The organism is Rahnella sp. GSA61A, from assembly GCF_019969905.1.
GTDB classification, from domain to species: domain Bacteria; phylum Pseudomonadota; class Gammaproteobacteria; order Enterobacterales; family Enterobacteriaceae; genus Rahnella; species Rahnella aceris.
Map to the genome: position 1 here is coordinate 50,060 of NZ_JAHXYO010000029.1, position 14,650 is coordinate 64,709.

Annotated in this window: 14 protein-coding genes; 10 read left to right on the top strand and 4 right to left on the bottom strand. The window is 56.6% G+C overall.

Features of this window, described 5'->3' with window-relative positions:
- The first annotated feature begins 25 nt into the window (after nucleotides 1–25).
- From LC431_RS24220 to LC431_RS24250, 7 genes are all read left to right on the top strand, one after another.
- Entirely contained in the window at nucleotides 26–1,519 is a 1,494-nt protein-coding gene (locus tag LC431_RS24220) for an ABC transporter substrate-binding protein (protein WP_037034092.1), read from the top strand.
- Entirely contained in the window at nucleotides 1,516–2,361 is an 846-nt protein-coding gene (locus tag LC431_RS24225; protein WP_013575623.1) for an ABC transporter permease, read from the top strand. The genes LC431_RS24220 and LC431_RS24225 overlap by 4 nt, the downstream gene beginning before the upstream one ends.
- Nucleotide 2,362: 1 nt before the next feature.
- On the top strand, nucleotides 2,363–3,277 hold the full coding sequence (locus LC431_RS24230) for an ABC transporter permease (RefSeq protein WP_013575624.1): 915 nt from the start codon (nucleotides 2,363–2,365) through the stop codon (nucleotides 3,275–3,277).
- Nucleotides 3,274–4,656, top strand: a complete 1,383-nt coding sequence (locus tag LC431_RS24235) for a M20/M25/M40 family metallo-hydrolase (protein WP_223510399.1) — start codon at nucleotides 3,274–3,276, stop codon at nucleotides 4,654–4,656. Before LC431_RS24230 ends, LC431_RS24235 begins: the two co-directional genes overlap by 4 nt.
- Before the next feature lie 63 nt (nucleotides 4,657–4,719).
- Complete coding sequence (locus tag LC431_RS24240) at nucleotides 4,720–5,718, top strand: 1-aminocyclopropane-1-carboxylate deaminase/D-cysteine desulfhydrase (protein WP_112198620.1); 999 nt, start codon at nucleotides 4,720–4,722, stop codon at nucleotides 5,716–5,718.
- Nucleotide 5,719: 1 nt separating this feature from the next.
- A complete protein-coding gene (locus LC431_RS24245) occupies nucleotides 5,720–6,718 on the top strand; it encodes an ornithine cyclodeaminase (RefSeq protein ID WP_223510400.1) in 999 nt (332 codons plus the stop codon).
- Nucleotides 6,711–7,580 (top strand): sulfurtransferase, encoded by an 870-nt coding sequence (locus LC431_RS24250; RefSeq protein ID WP_223510401.1) that lies wholly within the window; start codon nucleotides 6,711–6,713, stop codon nucleotides 7,578–7,580. The genes LC431_RS24245 and LC431_RS24250 overlap by 8 nt, the downstream gene beginning before the upstream one ends.
- Here LC431_RS24250 and LC431_RS24255 read toward each other — a convergent pair.
- Nucleotides 7,573–9,201 carry an ABC transporter ATP-binding protein gene (locus LC431_RS24255; RefSeq protein ID WP_223510402.1) on the bottom strand — a complete coding sequence of 543 codons (1,629 nt, stop codon included), beginning with the start codon at nucleotides 9,199–9,201 and terminating at the stop codon, nucleotides 7,573–7,575. The genes LC431_RS24250 and LC431_RS24255 overlap by 8 nt on opposite strands.
- Nucleotides 9,202–9,650: 449 nt before the next feature.
- Here LC431_RS24255 and LC431_RS24260 point away from each other — a divergent pair, with 449 nt between their 5' ends.
- Entirely contained in the window at nucleotides 9,651–10,223 is a 573-nt protein-coding gene (locus tag LC431_RS24260) for a cytochrome b/b6 domain-containing protein (protein WP_013575630.1), read from the top strand.
- Nucleotides 10,224–10,786: 563 nt separating this feature from the next.
- Here LC431_RS24260 and gstA read toward each other — a convergent pair.
- The gene (gene gstA / locus LC431_RS24265) at nucleotides 10,787–11,392 is read right to left on the bottom strand and encodes a glutathione transferase GstA (protein ID WP_112152438.1); all 606 of its coding nucleotides are present in this window, start codon (nucleotides 11,390–11,392) and stop codon (nucleotides 10,787–10,789) included.
- Between the two features lie 130 nt (nucleotides 11,393–11,522).
- Here gstA and LC431_RS24270 point away from each other — a divergent pair, with 130 nt between their 5' ends.
- Entirely contained in the window at nucleotides 11,523–12,401 is an 879-nt protein-coding gene (locus tag LC431_RS24270; RefSeq protein WP_013575632.1) for a LysR family transcriptional regulator, read from the top strand.
- A gap of 68 nt (nucleotides 12,402–12,469) precedes the next feature.
- Here LC431_RS24270 and LC431_RS24275 read toward each other — a convergent pair whose 3' ends face one another.
- Nucleotides 12,470–13,327, bottom strand: a complete 858-nt coding sequence (locus LC431_RS24275; protein ID WP_121019622.1) for an AraC family transcriptional regulator — start codon at nucleotides 13,325–13,327, stop codon at nucleotides 12,470–12,472.
- Between the two features lie 176 nt (nucleotides 13,328–13,503).
- Between LC431_RS24275 and LC431_RS24280 the strand changes: the two genes are divergently transcribed.
- On the top strand, nucleotides 13,504–14,256 hold the full coding sequence (locus tag LC431_RS24280) for an SDR family NAD(P)-dependent oxidoreductase (RefSeq protein ID WP_013575634.1): 753 nt from the start codon (nucleotides 13,504–13,506) through the stop codon (nucleotides 14,254–14,256).
- 296 nt (nucleotides 14,257–14,552) lie between these two features.
- Here the strand turns inward: LC431_RS24280 and LC431_RS24285 are convergent.
- Nucleotides 14,553–14,650: DUF6434 domain-containing protein (locus LC431_RS24285; protein WP_255611249.1), on the bottom strand; the 98-nt coding region annotated here is incomplete at its 5' end.

A 14,650-nucleotide genomic window follows, 5' to 3' on the forward strand; every position in this document is an offset into this window, starting at 1 on the left:
CGGCTTCACTTTGGGAATGACCGTAATGAGAATACCTGCCTTTAAACCGGCTTCACTGGCCCTGCTTATCAGCCTGACAACACCGGCTGCTTTCGCCTCTGAACTGGTGATCGCCCAGCCAGCTTCCGCCACGGCGATGGATCCGGGTTTCCTGAAAGAGTCTGCCACACTGGTGGATAACCTCTTTGATACGCTGGTGCTGCGCGACGCCAATATGCAGTTGCAACCGGGGCTGGCGACAAGCTGGAAATCACCCGATGATACCACCTGGGAGTTCACCCTGCGTCAGGGTGTGAAGTTCAGCGACGGCGAGCCGGTCAATGCGCAGGCGGTGAAATTCTCTATCGATCGTATTCTGGATCCTGCGAATCACGCGCCGACCATTTCGTATATCCGCACCATCAAATCCGTGGAAGTTACCGGCGATTATCAGGTGAAAATCCACACCACCGGCCCCGACCCGCTGCTGCCAACCCGCATGAGTCGCTACCCGACCTATATTGTGCCACCGGCGTATGTCACCAAAGTCGGTGCTGCGGAATTTGCCCGCAAACCGGTGGGTTCCGGCGCGTACACCCTCACCGCATTTATTCCCGATGAAAAAGTGGTGATGCAGGCCAATCCGGGTTACTGGCGCGGCAAGCCCGCCATCGATACCGTCACCTGGCGTCCGATCCCGGAGGCCACCGGGCGCATCACCGCCCTGCTGACCGGCGAAGTACAACTGGTTGATGGCGTACCGGCCGATCTGGTGCCGGCGCTGAAAAATAAACCGGGCGTGCATCTCGAACAGGTAAAAAATGGCGGACTGACCATTTACCTCGGACTGAAGAACGACCAGAAACCGCTGAATGATGTGCGCGTCCGTCAGGCGTTATCACTGGCGCTGAACCGCACGGCCTATACCCGCGATTTACTGCACGGTTTCGGCACGCCGACCGGCACCATGGCCGGACCGAAAGATTTTGGCTATGAGGCGATCCCTGCACCGGCGCAGGACATCGCCAAAGCCAAAGCGTTACTGGCAGAAGCGGGCTATCCGCAAGGCTTCACCCTGCGCTTCCAGGCACCCCGCCGTTATATTGCCAGTGCAGACGTCGCCCAGGCGATTGTGCAGGATCTGGCAGCCATCGGCGTGAAAGCGCAACTCGAAGTGCCGGAATGGTCGGTCTATACCCAGCAGGTCGCGGCGCAGAAACAGGCACCGATGTACATGCTGGCGTGGGGATCAACACAGACGCTGGACGCCGATGCCGCGCTTTATCCGATCCTGCACTCCGGCGAGCCGTATTCTACGGTGAATTCGCCTGAACTGGATGCCCTGCTGAACAGCAGCCGTACCACGGTCGACCCGGCCAAGCGTGAGAAGATTTTGCAGCAGATACAGCAGGTTGTCGCCAGCCAGCAACCGCTTATCCCGCTGTACAAAGAAGATTCCCTGTATGCCAGTGCCGACAACGTGACCTTCACCGGCCGCGCCGATTCGCGGATCCCGCTGTTTGACCTGAGGATGAAATGATTTCACTGCGTACAACCCTGCAAAGGAAATCCCGCCGCCGGTTTTACGGCGACGGGCTCCTCGGCGGACTGTTGCTGTTACTGGTGATTGTTCCGGCGCTGCTGGCGCCGTGGCTGCCCCTGCCGGATCCGCTGACCAATGATCTGGCTGCGGCCTTTTCCTCGCCGGGCGGCCATCATCTGCTGGGCACCGATCAGCTGGGGCGCGATTTGCTGTCGCGTATTTTATCCGGTACGCGGCTTTCGCTGATGGTGGTGTTGCTGGCAGCGTTAATTGCGGCGGTGACGGGCTCGGCGCTGGGCATGATTGCCGGTTATACCGGCGGCTGGCTCGACGCGCTGATCATGCGCCTGATGGACATCCAGCTGGCGGTGCCGTTCATCCTGCTGATCTTACTGGTGATGGCGCTGTTCGGCGCGTCACTCACCAATATCATTGTGATCATGGGCGTGACCAGTTGGGCGATTTATGCCCGTGTCGCCCGTGCCAAAACGCTGGAAATCCGCGAGCTGGAATTTATCGAATCGGTCAAAGCCATGGGATTTTCCACTCCGCGCATTTTGCTGCGCCATGTGCTGCCCAGTCTGATGACCCCGCTGATCGTGCTGCTGACGCTGGATATTCCGCGCCTGATCGTGCTGGAAGCCTCGATTGGTTTTCTCGGCATGGGCATTCAGCCGCCGACGCCGACGCTCGGTAATCTGATCGGCGAAGGCCGTTCTTATATGCTGCTCGCACAGTGGCTGGTGCTGTATCCGGGGCTGGTGATTGCCGCACTGGTGATTGGCTGCAACCTGCTCGGCGACAGCCTGCTGCGTAAAACCCACACGAGGCTCGACTGATATGCTGCGTTATATCTTGCAACGCCTCGGGCAGTCAGTGCTGGTGATGTTTGGCGTGTCGCTGCTGATTTTTTACAGCCTGCACCTGACCGGCGATCCGGCTGCGGTCATGATGCCGCCGGGCTCCAGCCAGCAGGAAATCGATAATTTCCGCCACAGCATGGGCTTTGACCGTTCTCTGACGTGGCAGTACTGGCATTATCTGACCGGCGTTTTACAGGGCGATCTGGGCGAATCACTGCGCTACAGCCAGCCGGTCACCGAACTCATCGGCCAGCGCGTTCCCGCCACCCTGCTGCTGGCCATTACCGCATTGCTCTGGAGCACCGTCGCCGGTTTGCTGCTCGGCATCGTCAGCGCGTTATATCAGAACACACTATGGGATCTGGTCTCACGCCTGCTGGCCTTCAGCGGTCAGGCGGTGCCAGTGTTCTGGCTTGGCCTGCTGCTGATCATCGCCTTCAGCCTGAACCTGCGCTGGTTGCCGTCCGGCGGTTATGGCAGCGCCAGTCAGCTGGTGATGCCTGCCATCAGCCTCGGCGCGTATTATATGAGCGCCATTGCGCGGCTGATCCGCGCCAGCCTGATTGACGTTCTGCAACAAGATTACATCCGTACCGCCCGCGCCAAAGGGCTGAGCCGCTGGCGGATTGTGGTTCGCCACGGTTTACGCAATGCGCTGATCCCGGTCATTACAGTGCAGGGAATGTATTTCGCCTCGCTGCTTGGCGGTGCGCTGGTGACCGAAATCATTTTTGCCTGGCCGGGTATTGGTCGCCTCGCCGTTCAGGCGATCCAGAACCGTGATTTCCCGCTGGTACAGGCCATTGTGCTGCTTGCTGCATTGGTGTTTGTCGGCATCAACCTGATTATCGATTTGCTGTACGTGGTACTCAATCCGAGGATCCGCCTGTGACACATCCCGTTCCCCCGGCGCTGCAACCGACGCTCGATTTGCTCCATGCGATGACGCCGTTCGCCAGTGTTTCCGGCCAGCTCAGCCCGCAGCGTGAGCTGGCGCAGTGGCTGGAAGACTGGATACACCAGAATCTGCACGGCGTGCCGGTGTTGCCGGTCAGCCAGCAGAACGACGACGACACCCCGCCGCTGGTGCACATGCGCATTGAGCGTCAGGCGGCAAACACGCTGGTGCTGTACAACATGTACGACGTGATGCCTGCCACGGACGAAGGCTGGGAATTCCCGCCCTTCACCGGCGGTATTACCGAATGGCCGGGCACCGGTGCGGTGTATATCGCACGCGGCGCAGAGAACAATAAAGGGCCACTGGCAGGCATGCTGATGGCGATAAAATCGCTGTGCGACGCAGGCGGGCCGGACGTTAATCTCGAGATCATTCTCGAAGGCGAGGAAGAAACGGGCAGTGGCCGGTTACGGCGTTATCTGGCGCAGGAACCCTGTCCGGTGCCGTCCGCCGGGGCGGTGTTTTTCCCCTCGCTGTGTGAATACGGCGGCGGCGCACCTCGCGTGTATCTCGGTTTCAGCGGACTGAGCGGCGGCCGTTTACGGGTCAGCGGCGGCGCATGGGGTGGCCCTCACGCGGCTATCCATGCCAGTAACGCCAACTGGATTGCCAATCCCGTCTGGCGGCTGGTTCATGCCCTTCATGCCATTGCACCCGCCGAAAACAGCGGCGTCATCGCCCGTCAGACGGTGGATGAACCGGCAAACCGGCTGCTGCATACCCTGGCGCAACAGTTCAGCATCAGCGATGAACTGCACTTTCGCCGCAGTGAAAAATTGTCGGTCAGCGGCGATACGCTGGCCTGCCTGCAACAACTGATCAACGGCGCGGTGCTCAACATTTCAGAAATCTGCAGTGATCCGCAACAGGCGCGGGGCGTGATCCCGCACAGCGCCAGCGCGGAACTCGCGCTGCGCGTACCGCCGGGCATTGACGGTGAAAACCTGCTGGCGGCAATCCGCCAGACGCTCTGCCGGGCGGAATTCGACGGCGTGGAACTTGAGCTGGACGACAGTTACCCCGGCCACCGTTTCCCGCGCAACAGCCCCGGCGTCGATGCCCTGCTCGCCAGCTATCAGGCTCAGGGCGCGCAACCGCAGGTCTGGCCGTGGGCACCCGGCTGCGCACCGGCGTATACCTTTGCCCGCATCGCACCGGCCTTTCTGATTGGCGGCCTCGGCCACGGCGGCAATGCGCACGGCGTGAATGAATTTGTCACCCTGCGCGGGCTGGAACGCTTTCAGCAATCCGTCACCGACTGGATCCGTTTTTACGCCCGCGACACCCCTTTTTCTGCTTTGCCGGAATAATCCGGCGAGGCTTTGCGTCAACATCCGGGAATGTTTTAAAAGATAATCACCAGGAAAATTATGATGAAACAAGCAGATGATTTTGAACGTGTTTCACTGGGATTCTTCCCCACACCGCTCGAACGCCTGAGCACACTCGGCGACTCACTCGGCATCACGCTGGATATCAAACGTGATGATTACACCGGCTTCGGCGGCGGCGGTAATAAAGTCCGCAAACTGGAATATCTGATGGCCGATGCCTGCCGCAAGCAGGTCAATGTGGTTATCACCACCGGCGGGCATCAGTCCAACCATGCCCGGATGGTGGCGGCGGCGGCGCGTAAGTTCGGCATGAAACCGGTGCTGGTGCTGCGCGGCCATCAGCCGGAAACCTATCAGGGCAATCTTCTGCTCGATAAACTGTTCGGCGCGGAGCTGGAGTTTCTCGACCCTGACGGCTATTTCACCCAGATTGAAGGGGCGATGAATGCTCATGCCGACGCGGCACAGGAACGCGGTGAAAAAGCGCTGATTATCCCGCTCGGCGGCGCCACGCCGCTCGGCGCGCTGGGTTATGTGCGCGCTATCGAAGAAATGGACGTCCAGCTTAAAGAACGTCATCAGTTGCCGCCGGACGTGATTGTCGCGCCGACCGGTTCCGGCGGTACGCTGGCCGGGCTGTATGTCGGCGCACGTAAATACTGGCCGGACACCAAAATCGTGGGTATCAGCGTAAGCGCCAAAGCGGAATGGTTCCGGACACGAATTTCCGCCATGGCGCAGGATTGTGCTGATTTGCTGGAATGGCCACAACACTGGACGCCTGACGATATCTGGATTGAAGACGAATTTGTCGGCACCGCCTACGGCGTGCCGTCTGACGGCGGCATTGATGCCATCTACCGTGTTGCGCAGGCCGAAGGTTTGCTGCTGGATCCGGTCTACACCGGCAAAGCCATGCACGGGCTGATCAGTCTGGTGGAGCAAGGCAAAATCAGCGCCGGTTCACGGGTGATTTTCGTGCACTGTGGCGGCTCACCGGCGCTGTATCCCTTTGCTCAGACCTTGCTGGAGCACTGAGATGACGCAGGGTTTTCGCTATCTGAATCAGCGGGATGTCATGGCGCTCGGCGGTACGCAGGCGCAGGCCGCGCTGGATGACGTGCGTGACGTTGTCACCTTAATGCGCCAGCAACAGACGCAGATGCCAGCGGAAACCCACGTCAGTCTTGCCGGTGCGCGGGGAAAAGCCTACGCGCTGCCCGCCTGCGTAGGCGGTCGTTTCAATGCCGCTGGCGTGAAATGGACGGCACATCGCCCCGATGCGCACGACGGGCTGCCGCAGGCGATGGCGATGACGCTGATTAACCGCGCAGATAACGGTCTGCCACTCGGGCTGGTGGAAAGCGCCGCGCTGACTGCCGCCCGCACCGCTGCCGTCTCGGCGCTGGCGTTACGCCATGCCGCACCGCGTCCCGTACAGCGCATTCTGCTGCTTGGCACCGGCGTGCAGGCCACGGCGCATCTCGATATGCTGCGTCAGCTTTTCCCGGACCTGCAACAGGTCAGCTGGTGGAGCCGCAGCGCATCTGCTTTTGTCCCAGACAGCGACAACCTGCCGTGGCCGCTGGTCCGAATCACCGGTTTACCGCACGCCTGCGCACAAGACATCGACGCCGTGATCACCTGCACCAGCGCCGCCGAACCGCTGCTGGGCGCGGAGGCAATCCGCCCCGGAAGGCTGGTTATTCAGGTGGGTTATCACGAAGTCGCGTTTGAGGCGATTGCCCGCGCCACAAAAGTGGTGGTCGATTTGTGGGGAGATTTCTGCGAAACCAGCGCCAAAAGCCTTTTCCAGATGTACCGCGCCGGGCAATTTTCGCCGGATCGCGTTGATGCTGATTTAAGCAATCTGCTGCTCGATGGCTGGCGACCTGCGCCGGATGACAGTGTGTATTTCTCCTCGTTTGGCCTCAACGTTTTCGACATCGCCCTGGCGGCCCGCGTGCTGGCACTCGCGCAGCAGCGGGGAACCGGCACGCTGTTACCGCTTTTTCCGGAGTCATTTTACCTTGCCTGATTACTCTGCTTTCCCCTTGCCGCGCATCATTATCAGCGCCGCAGAGCTGCGTGAACGCCACAAAAATGGCGAACAGTTCGCGCTGATTGATGTGCGTGAGATCGCTCAGTGGCAGGCCGCAACCCTGCCGGGCGCGCATCATCTGAATGTTTATGATTACTTTATTCCCGACAGTACTGAAGCCGGTGTGAACAGCCTGTTCAATGCCTTTCAGCGTGCCTGGCAGTCGCTGGACATCCGTGACAACGTCACACCTGTTTTCTTTGAACAGCAGGTCGGTATGCGCTCCCCGCGCGGTGCGTGGTTTGCGCTGTGCGGCGGCATCTGCCAGCCGCTGGTGCTCGATGGCGGGCTGGATGCCTGGCAACGCGCAGGCGGCGAGCTGATGCCGGGAACCGGCAACAGCGCAGTGATAAGCGCAGAAAATCCGGATTACCGTGCGCCAGACAGTACGGTGATCGCGCAACTTAATTCGCTGACGGCCACGCGGACGGAAGTGCTTGCGGCACAGGCGTCCGGCGCACAGATTCTGGACGCCCGGCGTCCGTCAGAATTCAGCGGTGAATTTGCGCATGAATGCTGCCACCGGGCAGGAAGAATTCCCGGTGCAAGATTGCTGTTCTGGGAGGATGTGGTGCATAACGGCGCGTTTCAGGATGCCGGAGAAATCCGCCATCGCGCGGAGAAAGCCGGACTGCATCCCGACCGGCGGATCATTATTTATTGTCACCGGGGCGCACGTGCCGCCACGGTATTTACCGCCCTGCAACTGGCGGGTCACAGGCAACTGGCCATTTATGTCGGATCCTGGCATGAATGGGCGGAACATCCTGAACTGCCCCTGCTGACGGGTTTTAACTGACGTTGCGCAGTTGCAACGCCTGCCTGATATCCGGTGCTGCCGCCAGTAAAGTTTGCGTATACGCGTGCTGCGGCGCGCCCAGCACCTGTGCGGTAAGTCCGCTTTCCACAATGTTACCGTGATAAAGCACCACCACGCGGTCACACACCTGTTTTACCGCAGCGAGATCATGGCTGATAAACAGCACGGTCAGACCGAGTTGTCGCCGGAGCTCATCCAGCAATGCCAGGATCTGCCCGCGAACCGAGAGATCTAACGCCGACACGGCTTCATCCGCCACCAGCAGTTCCGGCTCTAACGCCAGCGCACGGGCAATCGCCACGCGCTGACGCTGACCGCCGGAAAATGCGCCGGGCAACCGGCTGGCGTGGTGCGCTTCCAGCCCCACCAGCGTGAGTAATTCATCTACCCGCGCCTGAATCTGCCCGGCAGGACGCAATTTCCAGACACGAAGCGGCTCAGCAATTTGCTCACCGATGGTCATTTTAGGGTTCAGACTGGCGTACGGATCCTGGAAAATTATCTGTGCGCGGCTGCGCATTTTCTGCCGCGTGGCGTGACTGGCGCGGGTCAGGGAAACGCCATCAAATTCGATATCACCGCTGTCAGTTTCCGTCAGGCCAATGATCGCCCGCCCCAGCGTGGTTTTCCCCGAACCGGATTCGCCGATCAGCCCCAGAATTTCGCCGCGACGGATATCCAGCGACGTAGGAAAAAGCACCGTTTGCCGTTTTGCCGGTATGAAAGGTAAACGCTGCGCCTGCGGATAGCTTTTGGTCAGTTCGCGCAAACGCACCAGCGGCGATGCCGCGCTGATTTCTGCGCTGAACGGACGTGGTTCGGGCTGGGAAGCGGCGATCAGTTTGCGGGTGTAAGGTTCCTGCGGATCGGTCAGCAGTGTTGCCACCGGCCCTGCTTCCACCAGATTTCCCTGATGCATGACGTAAGCGCGGTCAGCGTAACGCGCCACCACGCTCAGGTCGTGGGTGATCAGCAGCACGCCCATCTCCATTTCCTGCTGCAATTCCAGCAGCAACGCCAGAATCTGTGCCTGAATGGTGACATCCAGCGCAGTGGTCGGCTCATCGGCAATCAGCAGCGACGGCTTACAACTGATGGCGCTGGCAATCATGACCCGCTGGCGCATGCCGCCGGAAAGCTGGTGGATATACTGTTTCGCCCGTTGCTCAGGATTCTGGATGCCGACCCGATCCAGCAAAGCGATGGCCTCACGGTGCGCCTGTTTCCAGCCCAATCCCAGATGGCGCACCAGCACTTCAGCTATCTGTTCACCGACTTTCAGCACCGGATTCATGCTGGTCATCGGTTCCTGAAAAATCATCCCCAGCCGTTTACCGCGCACAGCCGTGTCAAACGCGCCCTGCGGGCTGGCAATCTGTTTATCAGCCAGCCAGATTTCACCGCCCGTCATACTCACACCCGGCGGCAGCAATCCCATCAGCGCCAGCGAACTCAGCGTTTTACCGGAACCGGATTCCCCCACCAGCGCCACCATTTCACGGCAATTCACCTGCAGGGAAAGCGGTTTGACCAGCGGTAATCCGGCATCGGTATGAATGGCGAGGTGGCGAACATCGAGCAAGGGTCTGGCAGTCGTCATGGCGGTGATCCGGCGAAGAATTAAGCATTGAGAATATATCGTATATTCTCAGCCGACAACCTTAAAGACCCCCGTCGATAGATTAATTTCTGCTAATTAATCATGATTTATCAGGGTTTCACCCTCAGACACAAAAACCTGCCGGAGGGATTCGCAGAAAAGGCAGGTTAAGGGTATGCATGAGGAAATAATGTCGTCGGGCTGAAATGACAGCAACAGGGGTGCGTTATTTGCCAGATAGCATAAATAATCCCGGCAAAATGCGTTTGGCCATGGGTTCAGTTAATAGGCCAAAATGCCGATGGTAATAATAATAGTTATCACTTCTCAATATTTATTGCCACGTTGACGGAATGAGAACGTGTTGGCAAATAATTTTAAAATTAAGGTTAAGCTAATAATTCTTTCGTAAGATTCAGAATGTCGATCAATCCATTAAGGCAATCGCTATGAAATCACGAATTTGGAATATGTTACCCCATGAGTACGCCCCTTTTTTTCGTGCCCTGCACATCGTTGTGGCACTTTTAATACTTTCACAAATTATCAACTCCAACTTTACTGAAACTGAAGCGCTTGCCGGGCATGGCCTGGACAGCGTGATAACCTGGGTGCATGTAATTTCCGGGTCAGGGCTGATTATCTGTGGCTTCCTGATGCTTGGCTGGATGATGACCCAGAGAGGTTTTACTTACTATTTTGCCTGGGCTAAGCTGGATTTTGAGGGTATTAAACAAGATATCAATACGCTGATGAAATATCGCTTACCTGAAGCCCATTCCGGTGGCATTGCCAGTACTATTCAGGGGCTTGGTGTTCTGGCGTTATTATGCGTAGCCATATCGGGTGGATTATGGTTCTTACTCAATACTGTTGAATCTGATTTAGCGGATAAAATTATCGGGTGGCATAAGTTCCTTACTACTTTTATTGAAGTCTATTTTTATGCGCACGGTGCAATGGGGATTTTACACCTGTTAATTGAACGATATAAAAACCACTCACCGGCTATTAATGATTAACTTATTGCAGGCTGAGTCATGACATTTAATCATTTTTAATGATGTGATATCGCCTTTGGCGCGAAAAGCCACGCTCGCTGGGGTTGGCCGCGGATGAGGCGATCTCCTGTCGTTTATTGCCCCCCTGAATGCGCAATTATTGTTCCGGCCTGAATGCATCAGGCCTCAAGAGACCTCCGGGCAAATGCTGTCTGTCAAACCTGCTCCACCGTACCGGGGCTTCCTGAAGCCGTAACGCGACCAGATTCCCCCGTTCTGCCCGCGAAAGTCTCGCGCTGGCCGCAGAGTTCTAAATCTCTTTCACCCGGGACGAGTCGTACACCTCCTGGGCCCGTTCCATTTCTGCTCCATGCTCCAGCGCCCATTCGTACAATGCAATAAACGTGAGAATTAAAATCGACCATTTATTAGTGATGTTTTCAAGAACAGGACGGGTTTTAGCTGTAACGTCCGCTCTGGCACTAAACGAACGCCCCACAAAAAGGATGTCACTGGGCAGCGGGAAGCGGATCTTTTACTTTGCACCTGTCAGACATTTGCATCCGCCATAAGCTTTATCGGGCTTATTGAGATGCTTCTGCAAGTAAGGCAGCCTGCACGGCAGGACGCGCATTGATATTTGCCATATACGCCGTTAATACAGGCCAGCGATTCAGTTCGATGGAAAAGAATTTACACCAACCCAGCACGGTGAAAAGGTAAGCATCAGCAACGCTGAACGAGGGGCCCGTCAGATAGGCTTTTTCATTGAGCGTATCCTGCAGAAAATCGAACCGCCGGAAGAGCTTTTCACGAAAGATCGTTCTGACGTCTTCAGGCAATGTGGAGTTGAACAGCAGTGCGGACCCCGCATGTATTTCACTGGTGATAAAGTTTAGCCATTCCTGCAGACGCACTCGCGCCCAACTGTCCGCTCGCGGTGCCAGCCCCCTTTCCGGCTTCAAGTCAGCGAGGTATTGCACAATGGCCGGCCCTTCGGTGAGTATCTGACCATTGTCCAGTTCCAGCGCGGCGACATAGCCTTTTGGATTAATGATACGGAAGTCACGTCCGTCTGCGGTGAGCTTGCTTCTGTTGTCCACTTTGACCAGTTCAAATTCAAGCCCGAGCTCACGCAACACGATGTGGGGTGAAAGCGAACAGGTGTCAGGGGCGTAATAAAGTTTCATGGTCTCTCCGATAAAATTGAAAAGCTTTTTAGCAATGTGCTGGCCGTTCCTGAACACACTGTGCGTAATGTGTCTCATGCTGTAAAATTAATGACTCATAAATTAACTATTAGCTGAGCTACTGATACCTATGATGAATCTTTTGCACTGGCGTTTACTGGTCGCCGTGGCGGATGCCAGCAATATCTCACGCGCCGCTGAAGAGGTGGGAATGACTCAGTCCGGCGCCAGTCAGGCTATCGCCCAGTTAGAGGCTTCACTTGGGTTCCCGGTGTTTACGCGTGAGCGTCGACACATCGGCGTCACCGCGCTGGGTGAGCAGGTTATCGAACAGGCAAGGATAATGCTTGAACGGCTGAACGCCATCCGCGTGCTGGCTGATGAGAGCCGAGGTTTAAAGGGCGGACGCATCCGCCTCGCCAGTTTTCCCTCGGTGACGTCCACATTTTTGCCTGGGCTGCTGCGCGACTTTAAGCGTCTGCATCCGGGCATCGACGTGGTGGTACTGGAAGGTACAGACGAGGAAGTGGAGGAATGGATTGCAGCAGACACTGTGGATCTGGGTGTGGTCATGAATCCCGAACCGGGACGAGCAGACGTTGTATTGGGACAGGATGCATGGGTGGCGGTCATGCCATCCCGTCATCCGCAGGGACAGAATGCAAAAGCGGATGGCATAACGCTAGAGGCACTGGCAGGCCAACCCTTTATTCTCGCGACAGGCGGATGTGTCGTTAATGGAAAAAGTCTGATGGAGCAGGCAGGCTTGCAGCTCTCTGATGTACGCGTAAAAGTACGGGATTGGGTCAGCGCCTGCATGCTGGTGCGTGAAGGCATGGGTGTGACGCTGATTCCGGAATCTGCCCTGCCAGCTGAATTGCGAGGCCTGTGCGTGCTGCCGGTGACACCTTCTATACACCGTGAATTTTGTCTTGTTTGTTCGCCATCCGGAAAGTCTTCTGGTGCGACACAGGCATTACTGCAAGGGCTGCGTAAAAGAGGAGGATGAGTAAAGTGCAGGCTACGGCGTCACTGCGGAGCACATAAACTTCACCCATAAAACCTAATCAACATGTTTCAAACTATCGGGGTTTTGAATCGGGTCACATCACGTACGGGTGGCATGCCAAACATGCGCGCATATTCCCGGCTGAACTGGGAGGCACTTTCATAACCGACGGAGAAGGCCACAGCAGCCGCTGCGTCTGGCTCGAATATGAGCTGCCGCCGAGCCTTCAAAAGTCTAAGCTTTTTCTGGTACTGGATCGGCGTCATGGCGGTAACTGCTTTGAAATGGCGATACAAAGCGGCAACGCTCATCCCAGCCAGAGCCGCCAGATCTTCCACGAGGAAAGGTTCGGTAAAGTGCACGCGTATCCAGTCGATCGCCCGACGAACCTGTGACAATCCACTATCAGCATGCGCGATTTGCCTGAGCATATTGCCGTGTGGACCTTGAAAAACCCGAAAGAGTATTTCCCGTTCGATCATCGGCGCCAAAATCCCCGCTTCGTCCGGGCGATCAACTAGCCGCATCATCCGGAGCCAGGCGTCCATCATTTCCGGGGACGCGGCAGTAGCCGAGAAATCGGGTTCACGCAGGGTTGGCCGGGTATCGCAAAGGTCACCGAACATAGTCGCGATAACCACAGGGTCTAAAGTCAAGCCAACAGCCAGAAAAGGCCGGTTCGGGGCATCAGAATGAATCTGTCCTATAGCTGGTACGTCGATTGGGATAAGCGTATAGGACGCTGGTTCGAACCAAAGAACCTGATTGCCAATGGACAGGTTTTTAGTGCCCTGTAAGACCAGATGGAGCATCGGTTCATACACCTGGTCCGAGCAAGCCTCTGCTCTGACCATCTTTACGCGGGGAATACCGGTAGCGGTCCATTCATTTTCAGCACGCATCACTAAGTCGCGCAATTCGTTCATTGTATCAGTCATGTCGTCCAATATACGCCAACGCTTCTGCGCTGCAATCAAACGAGAAGAATAGGCAACGATATGCGAAGATCAGGCACGCCTATGAGCGAGTGACCGCCTTAAGATAACGCTTGTCAACCGAGGTGATTCGCCTCAGGCACATACGTTAAACAAGAGGTTACCAAATGAAGTTACCTGGAAAAGTCGCCGTTGTAACGGGCGCGTCAAGCGGTATTGGCGCTGGCATTGCAAACGCACTCGGCGCAGAGGGTGCCACTGTCATCGTGAACTATGCCAGTAGCGAAAAGAGTGCCAACACCGTCGTCGCGTCAATAGAGGCTGCGGGAGGAAAAGCATTTGCCGTGCAAGCGGATATGAGCAAGTCGGCAGACGTCGTCCGTTTGTTTGACAAGGTTAAGGCGGACCATGGCAAGCTGGACGTTTTGGTCAACAATGCTGGCGTCGCCGTATTCGAAATGATCTCCGATATGACGGAAGATGCGTTCCACAAGCAATTCAACGTCAATGTTTTGGGCTACTTTCTGGCAATCAGGGAGGCGGTAAAACATTTTGGTGATGCGGGTGGTAGCATCATAAACATTAGTTCCATTCTGAGCACCGACCCTTACCTTGCCTCTAGTGTCTATTCAGCAACCAAAGGGGCGGTCGACACAATGACATTTGCACTGGCTCGTGAGCTAGGACCACGCGGCATTCGCGTAAACTCAATTTTGCCTGGTCATACCAATACACCGGCAACCGACGGAAATTTCGCGGGAGAACTCGGGGTGAAGCTGCTTGCAGGAACACCATTGGGTCGCTTCGGCGAACCCAGCGATATCGCACCCGTCGCCGTTTTTCTCGCATCTGCAGACTCACATTGGGTAACAGGCGAATCCATCCGGGCTGCGGGTGGTGTGCGCGGTGTGGGCTACTAATCCTTGAATTTAAGCCGCCTATACGGTGGCTTTCAACGTTTGAGTGACTTCTGAAATCTCCTTCTTTCCAATCACCCCCCCGAATCTCAATTCAGTTTCTGGAAGATCCCCATACCTTTAACGCTTCAGAGCGTTACCCCTTTGTCGGGGCGACGCTCGCTTGGTTTAGTGATGGTTCTCGCGGCACAATACCTGCGCGCAATGGACCTGCTGATGTTAGCAACGTCCGCTCCTGGCACAGAGCAGCCCGACGCGGACGGACTGTCAGCTGTGAGCGAGGCGCTGACCCCGGCTTATTAAAACGAATGTCTGCGCTTCCACTCATTTACAACATCACCCAAAGTTTTTGGATCATCATTACGTATCCACATCATAAATTCACGATCGAATCGAA

Excerpts from the sequence above, each read along its gene's own strand:
- LC431_RS24230 (WP_013575624.1), top strand. The coding sequence starts at position 2,363 with ATGCTGCGTTATATCTTGCAACGCCTCGGGCAGTCAGTGCTGGTGATG.
- LC431_RS24280 (WP_013575634.1), top strand. The coding sequence starts at position 13,504 with ATGAAGTTACCTGGAAAAGTCGCCGTTGTAACGGGCGCGTCAAGCGGT.
- LC431_RS24225 (WP_013575623.1), top strand. The coding sequence starts at position 1,516 with ATGATTTCACTGCGTACAACCCTGCAAAGGAAATCCCGCCGCCGGTTT.
- LC431_RS24240 (WP_112198620.1), top strand. The coding sequence starts at position 4,720 with ATGAAACAAGCAGATGATTTTGAACGTGTTTCACTGGGATTCTTCCCC.
- gstA (WP_112152438.1), bottom strand. The coding sequence starts at position 11,392 with ATGAAACTTTATTACGCCCCTGACACCTGTTCGCTTTCACCCCACATC.
- LC431_RS24270 (WP_013575632.1), top strand. The coding sequence starts at position 11,523 with ATGATGAATCTTTTGCACTGGCGTTTACTGGTCGCCGTGGCGGATGCC.
- LC431_RS24275 (WP_121019622.1), bottom strand. The coding sequence starts at position 13,327 with ATGAACGAATTGCGCGACTTAGTGATGCGTGCTGAAAATGAATGGACC.
- LC431_RS24260 (WP_013575630.1), top strand. The coding sequence starts at position 9,651 with ATGAAATCACGAATTTGGAATATGTTACCCCATGAGTACGCCCCTTTT.
- LC431_RS24245 (WP_223510400.1), top strand. The coding sequence starts at position 5,720 with ATGACGCAGGGTTTTCGCTATCTGAATCAGCGGGATGTCATGGCGCTC.
- LC431_RS24255 (WP_223510402.1), bottom strand. The coding sequence starts at position 9,201 with ATGACGACTGCCAGACCCTTGCTCGATGTTCGCCACCTCGCCATTCAT.
- LC431_RS24220 (WP_037034092.1), top strand. The coding sequence starts at position 26 with ATGAGAATACCTGCCTTTAAACCGGCTTCACTGGCCCTGCTTATCAGC.